At 44.9% G+C, this 14,008-nt stretch carries 12 protein-coding genes; 10 read left to right on the forward strand and 2 right to left on the reverse strand.

What is annotated here, in order from left to right; translation table 11 throughout:
- Positions 1–52: 52 nt before the first annotated feature.
- Positions 53–1,669, forward strand: a complete 1,617-nt coding sequence (locus HOP38_RS23375) for a methyl-accepting chemotaxis protein (protein ID WP_198559117.1) — start codon at positions 53–55, stop codon at positions 1,667–1,669.
- Positions 1,670–1,728: 59 nt separating this feature from the next.
- Here the strand turns inward: HOP38_RS23375 and HOP38_RS23380 are convergent, their stop codons facing one another.
- On the reverse strand, positions 1,729–2,307 hold the full coding sequence (locus HOP38_RS23380) for a YceI family protein (RefSeq protein ID WP_198559118.1): 579 nt from the start codon (positions 2,305–2,307) through the stop codon (positions 1,729–1,731).
- Positions 2,308–2,567: 260 nt separating this feature from the next.
- Between HOP38_RS23380 and HOP38_RS23385 the strand changes: the two genes are divergently transcribed.
- From HOP38_RS23385 to HOP38_RS23415, 7 genes are all read left to right on the forward strand, one after another.
- Positions 2,568–4,250 (forward strand): LruC domain-containing protein, encoded by a 1,683-nt coding sequence (locus HOP38_RS23385; RefSeq protein ID WP_198559119.1) that lies wholly within the window; start codon positions 2,568–2,570, stop codon positions 4,248–4,250.
- A 10-nt stretch (positions 4,251–4,260) separates the two neighbouring features.
- Complete coding sequence (locus HOP38_RS23390) at positions 4,261–4,740, forward strand: hypothetical protein (RefSeq protein WP_198559120.1); 480 nt, start codon at positions 4,261–4,263, stop codon at positions 4,738–4,740.
- Positions 4,741–4,835: 95 nt separating this feature from the next.
- On the forward strand, positions 4,836–5,819 hold the full coding sequence (locus HOP38_RS23395) for a Fe(3+) dicitrate ABC transporter substrate-binding protein (RefSeq protein WP_412104940.1): 984 nt from the start codon (positions 4,836–4,838) through the stop codon (positions 5,817–5,819).
- A gap of 6 nt (positions 5,820–5,825) precedes the next feature.
- Positions 5,826–6,824: a FecCD family ABC transporter permease gene (locus HOP38_RS23400; protein WP_198559122.1), complete on the forward strand. Its 999-nt coding sequence runs from the start codon at positions 5,826–5,828 to the stop codon at positions 6,822–6,824.
- On the forward strand, positions 6,821–7,786 hold the full coding sequence (locus HOP38_RS23405) for an iron chelate uptake ABC transporter family permease subunit (protein WP_198559123.1): 966 nt from the start codon (positions 6,821–6,823) through the stop codon (positions 7,784–7,786). Before HOP38_RS23400 ends, HOP38_RS23405 begins: the two co-directional genes overlap by 4 nt.
- Positions 7,786–8,550 (forward strand): Fe(3+) dicitrate ABC transporter ATP-binding protein FecE, encoded by a 765-nt coding sequence (fecE, locus tag HOP38_RS23410; protein WP_198559124.1) that lies wholly within the window; start codon positions 7,786–7,788, stop codon positions 8,548–8,550. Before HOP38_RS23405 ends, fecE begins: the two co-directional genes overlap by 1 nt.
- Before the next feature lie 115 nt (positions 8,551–8,665).
- A complete protein-coding gene (locus HOP38_RS23415; protein ID WP_124941355.1) occupies positions 8,666–10,840 on the forward strand; it encodes a TonB-dependent receptor in 2,175 nt (724 codons plus the stop codon).
- Positions 10,841–10,912: 72 nt separating this feature from the next.
- On the opposite strand, the gene add is transcribed toward HOP38_RS23415, so the two are convergent.
- Entirely contained in the window at positions 10,913–11,902 is a 990-nt protein-coding gene (add, locus tag HOP38_RS23420; RefSeq protein WP_198559125.1) for an adenosine deaminase, read from the reverse strand.
- A gap of 373 nt (positions 11,903–12,275) precedes the next feature.
- Here add and HOP38_RS23425 point away from each other — a divergent pair, with 373 nt between their 5' ends.
- Both HOP38_RS23425 and HOP38_RS23430 read left to right on the forward strand, forming a co-directional pair.
- Positions 12,276–12,845, forward strand: coding sequence for a porin family protein (locus HOP38_RS23425; RefSeq protein ID WP_124941357.1), 570 nt, complete (start codon positions 12,276–12,278; stop codon positions 12,843–12,845).
- A gap of 428 nt (positions 12,846–13,273) precedes the next feature.
- Positions 13,274–14,008 (forward strand): IclR family transcriptional regulator, encoded by a 735-nt coding sequence (locus HOP38_RS23430; protein ID WP_006074682.1) that lies wholly within the window; start codon positions 13,274–13,276, stop codon positions 14,006–14,008.

The raw sequence follows: 14,008 nt of genomic DNA on the forward strand, positions 1-14,008 counted from the left end.
TCGTCAGCCACATGGAATTTGGTCTAATTATAAGTTGGAGAGGAAACCTTCAGTGAAACTGAACAATCTGTCTATTCGTACTAAGCTGCAAGCTATTGTCATCTTCGCAGTTTTAATTCTATTTTCTCTTGGTACATTTAATCTATTAATACAAAAAGATGCGAGCTACGAGCAAAGAAAAGAGCAAGTCCGTTCAAATGTGCAAATCACCTACGAGATTGCGAAACATTATCAAAAACTCGAATCTACGCTTGGCAAACAAGCTGCACAACAAGCTGCGATAGATGCAATTAGCCAAATTAGATACGACGGCAGTAACTATTTCTGGATAGCGAGTGCTTCTAATACAATTGTAATGCACCCTACTCAGCCACAGCTTAACGGCACTAGTACAAACACCTTGACAGATTCCAGAGGAAATCATTTTTGGCAAGAAATGTCATCCATTGCTAAAACCACAGGCAGTGGTTTTCTTACCTACTACTGGCTAGGTCCGGATGGTGAGGAGTCCGAAAAGATTTCATTCGTAAACTATATCCCGGAATGGGACTGGATTATTGGTTCAGGCGTCCAAACCTCTGATATTGATAAAGCGTTTCAGAGCCAACTTATAAAAGAGCTTATCGTAGACTCCGTAGCAGCACTTGTACTTATCGTCATTTGTTTGGTTGTTGCACGCAATATCATCAAACCCATTGAATCACTTGTAACGCAGGTTCATAAAGTCGCAGATGGCGATCTCACGGTCGATATGAAAACAGAACGACGCGACGAAATTGGTTATTTGAGTAACGAACTGAGTCGAATGATGGACAAACTCAAAGAGACCATTAGTGCTGCCAAACGTTCAGCGGACTACTCTGGTCAATTATCCAGTAGCATTGCAGCAGCAAGTGAAGAGACGTCAACGAGTATAGACTCACAAAGCCAACAACTTGAGCAACTTGCTACCGCGATGAATGAAATGTCATCAACCATTCAAGATATCGCGGGTAACTCTGAAAGAACATCAGCGACCACAGAGGAAAGCAAAGACTTTGCTGCTCAAGGTAGCCGAAGCATGGGATATACACTTAACAACATAGCTGGGATCTCCGATGACATCTCCAGTACCTACCAGTTAATGGAAGCGTTGAAACAAGGCGTCAATGATATTAGCAATGTCGTCAATGTTATTCATGAGGTCTCGGAGCAAACCAACTTACTCGCGCTTAACGCAGCGATTGAAGCAGCACGAGCTGGTGAACAAGGGCGCGGCTTTGCTGTGGTGGCAGACGAAGTCAGAAACTTGGCAAGCAGAACCCAAGAGTCAACAGCTCAAGTACAAACTACCATCGACAAACTCAATGAAAGTACCGAAAGCGTGCTGTCTGTTATGGCTTCAAACCAAACTAAAGTGACAGAGAGCGTGGATCTTGCTTCGCAAACTCAAGACAAACTTGATACTGCTGTCGCTAAGCTCAACGATACTTATGACATGGTGGCACAAATTGCGGCAGCAGCAGAACAGCAAGGAACGGTTGCAAATGAAGTGAATGAAAATGTCAGCATCGTGCATATGTCGATTAGCGAAATACGTCAGGCGAGTCAGAGCCTTGCGGAGCAATCTCAATCTATGGCAGCAGCATCTGACGAGCTGAATCACAAACTCTCTTACTTCCGGGTCTAAAACCCAAAAAACGCTCCATCTAAGATGGAGCGTTTTTCATTATCAATTGTTAAGCTCGGTTATTTTTGGTTATACACCATGATAAAAGTGATGGGCACTGACGTGGCTATTGACGGCAATCCTGCCACCTCACGTAACTTTTCAATGCCAGCTTCTAGTCCAAAATCTGATGCTTGCACAATCACAGGATCCGTCGAGACAATGGCGATCTTGTTTTCAGTCAATCGCATCACCGTTAGTTTGGCTGCGTAAGTTTTCTGCACGCCATGTAGATCCAAAGTAAGATCATTAACAACTGAGTACACTCCACCAATTTGGCTATTGTCCAGTTGACTCATATCGACCACAGTGGTGATCGTCGCTTTGGCAAACTCTGCGACATTAAACAACATCGTTTGCATGCGTTCGTTACGAATAGGAATATTGGTCTCAACACTGGATAGGTCAATGACTACCGTAGCTTTACCATCATCGCTGATTGTCCCCATCATTGAGGAAAAGTGATGCACTTCACTTACACTGTTTTTCTTAGTCGACACAAATTTTAATGACGAGTTATTACCATCCAACATCCATTCTGCCTGAGCGGGAAGCACGACTATGAAGGCCAACAATATGGTTACCATTCTGACTATCATTTTTTTCTCCTAACTGATCACTGACCTAGTTAGGTTTAGTCTAACCTACCAAAAAACGCCATTTTGCTCACCGCTAGCCTAGATAATCGACACAATCTGTCATTGTCCCATCTCTTTCACTATTCCCATGATGGTTCTCACATTGCGAACATCGTAAGAATTAATTCTATTGCATTGAAATATATAGAATTATTACTAGGCATCGAATTTGCTTACCTCTGAATAATTCGCCTTTAAACATAAAAATAGAGGAATAAGCGATGAGAACAAGGAACGTCATTACACTAGCCAGTTTACTCCTACCATGGCAAGTTTATGCGCTTTCTGTAGCAGATTTAACCTTCGAGTCTGGCGCGGAGGCATCAAATTATTCAGCTAAGGGAAAGCCGAGTAATTTATATTCTGTTGCAGACACGTTACCTCAAGACGTATTGACCAATGTCTACTCCATGCTTCCAGAGGGTAGTGTCGTCAACAGTGCTTTCATTGCACCAGATAAATACTCAAGCATCGATATTGACGATGAACTAAACGGGGCAGAATATGCAACCGCCCGTATTACCTTCCTTAACGAAGGTGCTGGATATCGAAACAGCCTTGGCTATTTTGTTTTCGACACTGACAACCCTCCTACCGATAAAGACGATATTGATGCCCACATTATTGTCTTTCCCAATGTCTCAAAACCTGGAGAAGGAGAAATGCAAGAAGGGGATACGATTGACCTCGACGTACAACTGACTGCCAATCAAACACTCGCCTTCTTCTTGATTCCGAACGGCTGGGGCTGGGAGGGAAGCTACAACAATATTGCGAACTTTGGGAATTGGGGAACACCTTTTTATAGTTACCCAGCTTTGAATCCAGAAACTACCATGGAACATAGAAGGCATAACGTTGCTTTCCTTGATGTTCAAAATGAGTTTTTGGTATTGAGTTTTGAAGATATAAAACGTCCATCTGGCGATAACGACTTCAACGATCTCATTTTTACCGTTGCGGTCACTCCTTTTGAAGCCATTGATGGCGTAAACAGTGATGGTACAACCGACTCCAAATATGAAACTCTTGTTCAAGAAAACGATCCTGACATCTCTGTCACTTCTGTCTACCCTAGCTCAGACTCTATGGCCACTATCGCTTTTGAAGATCGCTGGCCATTAATGGGGGATTACGATTTCAATGACGTAGTATGGAGTTATAAGATTACCGAGCAAATCAATGGACAGCGCGAGCTGACCAACATCACCATCGACTACACACTGCAAGCTATGGGTGCCGGGTACTCTAATGGGTTTGCGCTCCAATTACCTAACGTCGATCCAAATAACCTTGCTTCGGTTGCCTTGACAAAAAATGGACAAAGCGTCACCCATACTGTTCAACAAGCGTCCAACGACGAAACTATCTTCATCATAGCCGAAGACTTGCGAGCAGAGTTATCCGCGTTAGGGGGATTGCCTCTCGGTTGTCATTTCTACAAAACGGATGACACGTGCCTGGCGATGCAACAGGGCATCAGTTTGTCTTATCAACTTACTGTTGAATTAACCAATCCTGTATCGCGCGACCTAATTGGTTACCCGCCCTATGATCCTTTCATATTTGCCTCTGAAGGAGAATATCATGGTGATTTTGTTCAGACACCACCAGGTATGTCTTGGCAAACACACATGAAGGCATTCGGTGGTACAAGTTTTATGGATAATGCATTATTCGGACTTCATGATGACCGCTCTGGCGGAGCACAATCGTTTCTATCAGAAAACAATATGCCTTGGGTGATTAATATTCGTGACCAGTGGGAACACCCAAAAGAGCTGGTTGATATTACCGTCGCCTACCCTAACTTTCCTAACTGGGTCACGAGTGCTGGAGAACAAGATAGCGATTGGTACAACTACGCTAGCGCAAACCAAGTAATCTCAAGTTCGGAACAGTAAGGAGTACCCCATGATAAACCCAATAAAACCTCTCACTCTTTTTGCTGCCCTAGCCTCAGTTGTTGCTTGTGGAGGCGGTGGCGGTGGCGGTGGCGGTCAAGATACTGCGAACACAACTCCAGCAAAACCCGTTGAAGCCCCAACTGAAACACCAATTGAACGAACTGCAGATCTTGTTGCAGATAGAACATTTTCATTCGATGTTGGTCAGCTAATCACACTGTCAATTGATAAAGGTAATGCAGGAAAAGGCGCGTTGCATGTCTATAGTCAAGCCGCACACACTTTTGAAAATGGAGATATCGCTGCGGATCCAACTTCACGAGTAACGACCATCTATCCAGCAGAAACCGATGAAGTCACACTGCAAGTTAACAACAACTGGACCAAGATTTACGCTCAATGGGTGCCAATGACAAGTAATGAACAAGAGCAAACCTGGACTATTGACTTGAACCAAACCCAGAACGCTTACCATCTCGCTTTTTGACTAGGCTTGTATTGGGCTCAGCTGAATTTCTGAGCCCATATAACGTTTGGTTTGGTTTAACACTTCATTCATCACCACCAGCTATCGATAATAGTATTGATAACCATTATTGTTTGAGATACGATTGCGCTCTTTTGTTTCTCCCTTTCAGAATGAGCCAATCAATGAAATCACTACTCGCTAAAGGATTAAGCACGGTTTTTCTACTTTCGTTCGCTCTTATGGGTGCATCTGCACATGCACAGAGCCAACGCGTCATAACCGACCAACAAGGCAGTATCACCATCAAAGGCACGCCAACCCGAGTCATCGCTCTTGAATACTCGTTTGTGGACGCTTTAGCTGCTGTTGGTGTTTCACCGGTGGGCGTCGCTGACGACAAGAACATCGAGCGAATTCTTCCAGAGATACGCGAACTGATTAAACCTTGGCAATCGGTAGGAGTTAGGCCTCAACCAAGCCTAGAAGCAATCTCACAGTTAAAGCCAGATCTCATCATTGCCGATGCTGAGCGCCATAGCACGATTTACAACGATCTTATGGCCATCGCACCGACGATATTGTTGAAAAGTCGCGGCGAAACTTACGAAGAGAACTTACAGTCTGCAATGAAAATTGGTGTTGCGGTCAATAAAGCCGATGAAATGGCAGCACGTATCGAAAAACACCATAAAATCATGGATCAATACAAAGCCAAGCTTTCTTCGAACGAGTCGTTTCAGTTTGCTGTGGTAACCGATAAAGGTATGTGGCTTCATGGTCCAAACTCATATGCTGGGGGTGTGATTACTGCGCTTGGATTACATGGTCCAGCGGTGCCTAAAACCGACAAAGCCTACATTGAAGTCAGCTTTGAGCAACTACTCAAGATTAACCCTGATTGGTTATTGCTTGGTCCCTATAAGCCCCACACTGTTTATGATGACTGGCAATCAAATCCATTAAGCAAAATGCTGAAGGTAGAGAAAACAGAGCACGCCGTTAAGGTTTCTCCACAGCTCTGGTCATTAAACCGAGGTATTTTGGCAGCTGAAGGCATCGCCAAAAACCTCTCTGATATTATTAATCAACAGCACTAATTCAATATGCTTCAATCAACACAGTGCAAGCTCTGGCTTGCACTTATTGCTGGTACGTTGCTGAGCCTAAATATCTCTTTAGTGGCATGGTCTAGCTTTGACCTATCTTTTCAATCATTGCAGGGCTTCTGGCTACACTTTGACTCAGCTAGCATGGAGCATCAAATCATCGCAACGCTAAGAATGCCTCGTGTACTCAGCGGTGCATTAATTGGAGCTAACCTCGCTGTTGCAGGCGCTCTCATGCAAGGATTAACTCGTAACCCCCTCGCTTCACCATCCGTGCTTGCTATCAATTCTGGAGCAGCACTATTTATCGTGTTGAGTAGCTTTGGCTTCCTATCTTTATCCTTGCCAACCGCGGTAATGGGTGCGGTAGGCAGCGCGTTAAGTGGTCTGTTGGTTATGTTTCTTGGTGGCGCTTTTGATGATCGTCCACATCCTGTGAAACTGGTACTAGCGGGCATCGCTATCAACGCTTTGTTGCTAGGACTCACACGCGCAACGATTATTCTTGCTGACGATCAAGCCTATAGCGTGCAATCTTGGCTCATTGGCTCAATTAGTAATTTAGATTGGTCTGCCCTGCACCAGTTATTGCCAATTAGTGTTGTGGGGTTAGCGTTAGCGTGGGCGCTTGCTCATCCTCTCAACCTGCTAGTTCTTGGTAACGATGTCGCTACAGGCTTAGGCGTAAACACCAGCATGATTCGATTACTGGCTTTCGTGGCTATTATTTTACTAACCAGTATCAGTGTTTCCATTGCAGGCCCTATTGGCTTTGTCGGTCTTTTAATTCCTCATATTGCACGCAAACTTGTCGGACACAGTTTCTTCGCTCTCATTCCCGCTAGCGCATTATTGGGAGCAATCTTAGTCATGTGTTCAGACGTACTTGCCAGGGGTATAGCCTTTCCCACGGAAACGCCGGTTGGTATCGTCACTGCGCTGATAGGTACACCCTTTTTCATTTTTCTTTCTATAAAAAGTCGGTTGAGCTCATGAGTAGAACTTGGCTAATCCTTATCTCGACTACCCTAGCCCTGTCTGTTTTCAGTTTGGTAGTAGGAGTTGCTGACTTATCGTTGTCGCAAATAACCGTAACAGCCTTCAAAGGTGGCGAGTACGATTTCGTTGTCAATCACTATCGACTTCCACGCCTCTTCCTCGCCATTGGTGTTGGCGCTGGATTAGGAATCTCCGGAGCGTTGGTCCAAGGCGTGATCCGCAACCCTCTCGCCTCACCAGATTTAATCGGCGTAAGTGCTGGTGCTGGGTTTGTTGCCACACTTTTGTTGACAGTATTCCCCAATGCACCAGTTTGGATGCTGCCAGTTGCCGCAATGATTGGTGGCGTATCTGTGGGGTTATTGCTGATCATCATCGCGCGCTCAGTTCAACTACCACCAGCCAGAATGGCACTCACTGGAATTGCTATCAGTGCCTTTCTTGCTAGCGGCATCGATTATTTGCTAGTGGTACACCCAATCGAGATCAATACTGCAATGATTTGGCTCACCGGCAGTCTATGGGGACGAGGCTGGGAGCAGATGCCTTATATCTGGATGGGGCTTGCTATCTTACTGCCTCTTTCATTGTGGCTCGCATGGCGACTAGACATTGTTGGTCTCGGCGATGAATCTGCCATCTCCCTTGGTGTAGAGCTTGATAAAGTGCAAGCCATGGCACTGATTTGCGCCGTCATGCTTGCCAGTTTGAGTGTGTCTATCGCCGGAACGATAAGCTTTGTTGGTCTTCTCGCACCGCATCTCGCTAGGCTACTGTTCGGACATAATCATAAAGCTTTGCTGACGGGCTCCGCTGTGATTGGTGCTCTTCTTGTCCTTACTGCCGATACCATCGCTCGAGGGATCTCGCCGCCGATCGAACTTCCTGCCGGCGTTCTAACCTCTGTTATTGGCGCACCCTATTTCATCTTCCTACTCAAACGTTACAAGGGCTGGTAATGCTGTCTGTCGAGAAATTGAACGTTGCCTATGGCAATAACACCATTATTGAAAATCTGAATTTGACGATTCCGAAAGGCAAAATTACTGCGTTAATTGGTCCCAATGGATGTGGAAAGTCCACGTTATTGAAAACGTTAGCTCGGATAAACAAGCCTAAATCTGGAAGAGTCCTACTTGATTCTACGCCCTTAGATGAGTACGGCTCCAAGTCGTTGGCCAGACGCCTTTCTATGCTCCCACAAACCCATACCAGCCCGGAAGGAATCACGATTCAAAAACTGGTGGAGTATGGTCGCGCGCCTTATACCTCTCACTGGGGCAAATTGTCCCCTGAAGATAAAGCGATTGTAGCGAATGCAATGCAAGCAACTGGTGTAGATACACTTGCACAAAGCCCAATTGATGCGCTCTCTGGAGGTCAAAGACAACGTGCTTGGATCGCAATGATCGTCGCTCAGGATACCGAAATTGTGATGCTTGATGAGCCAACGACTTATTTGGATCTATCTCATCAAATTGAGCTCATGCGGATGATGCAAGCGATGCATACACAAGGAAAAACGGTGATTGTGGTACTGCACGATTTAAATCAAGCCTGTCGTTACTGCGACCATTTGGTGGTGCTAAAGCAAGGGCAACTCGTAACCCATGGCACTCCAAAAGACGTGTTTACCCAATCGTTATTAAAAGAAGTCTTTGACCTTGATGCGTTGGTGATTGAAGACCCTATTTCTGGTTCACCTATGTGTGTAGCACGATAATTATATCAATAGGTTATAGATCGCCTTTCGTTAATAATAATAACGTTATTGATAACTATTATCAAAAGCATTAATATCGCCACCTTAATGAGAAACACAGTGGTAATCAGGACACATGGCAAATCAAACTGGGAAGAAAGTCGTCTCCCTTTCGCTTCTCGCTCTGTCAATCGGACAAGCATTTGCGACAGAAGAAGTAAACGAATCACAGCCAACAAACAAACAGAAAACTGACGAAAATATGGTCGTTACTGCGACCCGCTACAGTCAAGATACAGATAAAATTCCGGGCTCAGTTCATGTCATTTCAGAAAAAGAACTGGAACAACAAACTGCGGTATCCGATGACCTAACCAGTGTTATCGCCAACCTAGTTCCGGGCATGACGCCAAGTCGACAAAAGCTCTCTACCCAAGGCGAAAACCTTCGTGGACGTACCGCACTTATCATGGTCGACGGTGTTCCGCAAAATAACCCACTTCGCAATGGTAACCGTAACGGTTACACCGTAGATTCTTCAATGCTAGAGCGTGTGGAAGTGGTTCAAGGGGCAAGTGCCGTACAAGGTAACGGCGCCACTGGCGGTATCATTAACTACGTGACAAAAAGTGCTAAACCAGGCGACCATTGGAAGCAGACCGTTGGAACACGCGTAACCTCAAACCTAAAGGAAGATGGTACAGGTGGTAAAGTCTATTACAATCTGAGTCAGTATGACGAAGATTACGATCTCTTTATTGGCGGTGCGTGGGAGCAACAAGGGCTGTATTACGATGGTAATGGCAACCCGATCGGCATGAACTCCATCCAAGGTGAAACGCAAGATTCCAATGCCACAAACTTTCTCGCTAAAGGCGGCTATAACTTTGATGGCGGCAATCAACGCGTCAGCTTCAGTGCTAGTCGCTACCAACTAAAAGGCAACCAGAACTACGTTAGTGTTCCTGGCGACTGGCAAAATGGCGTTCCGGGAACCGTAGTTCCGGGCACACCTTCTGGCGATCCTACGTCAAACTATGCGGAACTGTATAACTTTGGTTATGACCATTATGACTTCTTTGGTGGCGAGCTGAAATTCCAAGCCTTTTACCAAGACTTTGAAGCGGTATTTGGTGAAGCATCATGGTGGCCAACAGCAAACAAACAATATGATCAAGGCGCTATCGTATCGACCAAAAAAGGCTTTAAGCTAAGTTATGTCAAAACCGATCTTCTTGGCTGGGATGATAGCTGGGTCATTGGTCTAGACGGTCTGGAAGACACCACAAAGCAAACTCTCACTCAATCTGGTAAAGATGTAACACCAGATATGATGTACCAGAGCTTAGCCCCCTTTATTCAGGGCGATATGCTAGTCACCAATTCTCTACGCCTTTCAGGTGGTGTTCGCTTTGAAAATACCAAAGTAACGGTTGCAGATGGTCAAACCTTGTGGGGCTATGGTAACGCAGGGCATCGTCAGGTTGATATTATTGGCGGCGAACAAAACTTTTCTCAGGCCGTCTTTAATGCTGGTGCTGTTTATGACTTTACCCCAAGTATCAGTTCATTCGTTGGCTTTAGCCAAGGCTTCGGTTTGCCAGACATTGGACGTGTGCTGCGTGGTAACTGGATCGGTGGTCCAGCCGTCGTTGCTCCTGTAGGCGGTGCACCTATCGACTTCAACACCATGCCGGCGGTGAAACCTGTTGTAACGGATAACTACGAAGTGGGGCTTAGCTACAGCGATGACAAATGGTTTGTCAGTGGTAGTACTTACATGTCCATCGCTAAAGATGGTGCGAACCTAAGCCTTAACAGCGGCGGTACTTATGATGTTGTACGCCAACGCACCGATATTAAAGGTTACGAGTTCACCGCGACCTACAATATTTTGCCTACTACACAGATTCAGGCACTATATGCTCACGTAGAAGGTCAAGTAGATACCAATCAAGATGGCTCGGTGGATAGTGATATGGATCTTAAGAACCTATCTCCTGATCGCCTATTGATGGCAGTCAACCACAGCTTCTCTGACCGTTGGAATGGTCGTCTACAATACAACCATATGTTTTCTCGCAGTAAAGAGAAAAACGATGCCGGTAGTGCACAGCAGTTTGACGGCTATGGCTTAATGGATGTATCTATGTTCTACGATATGCAGCGTTACGGTCGTATCAGTGTCGGTATTGAAAACCTATTGAACGAGCAGTACATCAACTACTTTAGCCAGATACGCCACCACAATGCGTATTACTTCTCTGGCCGTGGTCGAACATTCAGTCTCGGTTACGAAATCGATTTTTGATTGCTGACAACACTGAACAATAAAAAAGCCCGCTTCAATGAAGCGGGCTTTTTACATTCGAACCAGCAACTGCTATACAGCTAATAGCTGTTGCTTAATCGCATCGTCAGTAAAAGCAGCATTAACGCTATTGCGATAGATATGCATATAGTCTTCTTCGGATAATCCAAACTGCTCAATCACCAACTGAACTTCTTTCGTCATTGTCGTATTCGATACAGTGCGATTATCAGTATTGATGGTAACTGGAATACCACGCTGACGGAAATCCTCAATCGGGTGTACAGTCATGCTTTCCACCGCTTTTGTCTGTACATTACTGCTCGGACACGTTTCTAACGCCACTTGTTTTTCATGCACTAAGTCAAACGCTTGTTGATGAGTGGCGATATGAATGCCATGTCCCACACGCTCTGCACCTAACATGGTAATGGCATCGTAAACGTTCTGCCCTTCGCCTTGTTCACCAGCGTGAATCGTGACGTTCAAACCCTGCTCTTTTGCATATTTCGCAAACGGAACAAATTTCTCACAAAATCCCAGCTCTTCTCCACCCGCGAGGTCAAATGCTGCTACACCTTTACCTAGGTAGGCAGCACCAACATCAATAACATCATTAATCTCATCGGTTGGCATATGGCGTAGCAAAGACAGAATAATGTTGCCTTTAATGCCGTGTACTTCTTCTGCTCGTTTCATGCCAGCCACTACTGAGCTGATGATTTCTTCAATATTCAGACCTTGCTCTCTGTGTAAGAGAGGGCCAAAACGAACTTCCATATACTTAACATTTTCAAGTGCCGCATCTTCATAGACTTCAAAGGCGATACGTTCCAAGGCTTCTTTGGTCTGCATCACAGATAAAGGTAGATCAAAACGCTTTAAATACTCGAGTAGGTTTGAGCACGTCTCAGGGGCAATCATCAAGTCACGAATAACTTCAATATCCTGAGAGGGAATATCAACACCTTGGATAGAGGCAAGTTCGATGATGGTTTCAGGTCGCACGCTGCCATCTAAGTGACAGTGAAGGTCGATTTTTGGTAGTTGTTTATAGTTCATCGTTACCTCTCTTGGAATAGTTGATAAGCCTCATTCTTCCATTTACTCACTCCGGCTCCATGCAGAAAGGCGACAAGTGTATGCACTTGTTACATAAACATACATGACCCACGTCGAAGAGCTCAAGGAAATGGAGAGCATTTATACTGATTAATCTAATATAAAGCCACCTCAACTGCCTATTTTTTAGTGAGATAGTTCACTTTTTTTCGGTTAAACGTTTGCTTTTGAAAAGTGGAGTTCACAGATATTAACTCCACACACATCCAGACAGTTCCCACACAATTCACGACATTTCCTCACAGACATCAGATTCGAAACTCTTTAGAGTACGCCCCGAAACAATTTACAAGACTATTTAATAGGTATCAGAATGAAAAAAGCAGTGGCACTCGTTTTAACAGGTCTATTCGCAACTAGCGCATTTGCAGGCGCGGCAGATCCAGGTTTTTACGTGGGTGGTGGTTATGGCCTAGTTAAAAGCAAGCTTAAAAACCTCGACAATGATAGCAGCGAAACTTTAGACGCAGGTCACTCACTAAGAGTTTACGGCGGCTACGCATTTAACCGTATCGTTTCTTTAGAAGGTTCATACACTAAATACGGAAAAACAGATTTAAGCCCACAGTATTCTTGGGATCCAAGTGCACTTGCACTCACCGCGAACCTAGGTTACACATTTGATAGCGGTTTCCGCCCATTTGCTACTGTTGGTCTATCTTACCTAGATCTAAACGAATCAGGCGCTAAAGTTTTTAGTAGCGATTCGGGTACAGCATTCCGTTACGGTGTTGGTGTAGAGTACATGCCAGCACAAGTTGAGGGCTTAGGTATTCGCTTAGCATATGAAGCAGACGCATTCCGAATTGAAAGTGCTCGTGGTAATGACAGTGATACGATTAACGCAGGTTCTCTTTACCTAGGCGCATCGTACAAATTCTAAGCTATCTCAAGCACGTCAGTTCGCTTAACAAAGCCACTTCTCCGAAGTGGCTTTTTTTTATATCGACCTAAAAAGACCAACCTGCTTTATAGATAAATGCTGTCTCACGGTCGCCAAACAAAAGAATCTAACTAACGACAACACTCTCCATTCAACCTTCATTTTCGGCAACAAAATAGACGTAGGGAGTCGTGCCTATGTAGCGAGACCGAGTATTTGTGAAGAAGAAGCAGTCACAGCTCCCTATTGATAAACAAGCCATTAATGTAGTGTGCTCATTCTGAGCTCACCTAGGTCTTTCTTCGCTCGTTCATTTCCAAAACCTGTACTTATCATCTAATGAGAATGAGCCGCAAGATTTTTGTTTCCTTTCTTATTCAGTAGGAATATAAATTGCGTAATTGGTTTTGATAATAGATAACACAGATATGGGAAATACACAGCAACCCACTACTCAGGTTAATGAAAAGCCACTGCAACTTTTAATGCAAGTTGCCGTGTCTGATACGCCTGTTTCAGCAAAAGATTTAAGCATTCAACTCGGCGTTCCTCTCAGCAGTCTTTATCGTCATATAAAGCTGCTTAAAGAGTGGAACCTTATTGAAGAGAGTCCACACGACAAAACACTGATTGTTGGTCCAGCTGCTCTGATGTTGATGCACAGCTATCAATCGAGTACACACAACCTGGAAGCAATAGAGAGCATATTGTTCCGACTACAAAAGCAGACTGGTGAGATGTCAGCTTACATGGTACCAGTTGGCTATCGTGCTCTATGTGTAAGCTTGCAAGAGAGTGCGCAAGCACTTCGCTGCAGCTATGTAAGAGGACAGAGCCAACCTTTGCTTCGCGGGGCTTCATCTAAAGTGATGCTGGCTTATTTACCAGAATCTCGTTGCGAAAAAATACTGCGTCATTTCGGTGAACACGAAAACGTCACTGATTGGAATAAGGAGCTGGAGCAGATTCGTCGTCAGGGATTTGCCATCAGTACGTCTGAGTTCGACCCGGGTGTAACGGGCATCAGTGCGCCAGTAATGAAAGGCTCGAAATTAATTGGTGCTGTTTCCATTATGGCTCCTGCCTATCGTGTAGAAGCCAACAAGGACAGATTCATTCTACATGTATTGCAGGCAGCAAGGGCGCTGCCACCAGAAAGGTAA

The sequence above is a fragment of the Vibrio mediterranei genome, assembly GCF_013364395.1.
Lineage (GTDB): Bacteria > Pseudomonadota > Gammaproteobacteria > Enterobacterales > Vibrionaceae > Vibrio > Vibrio mediterranei.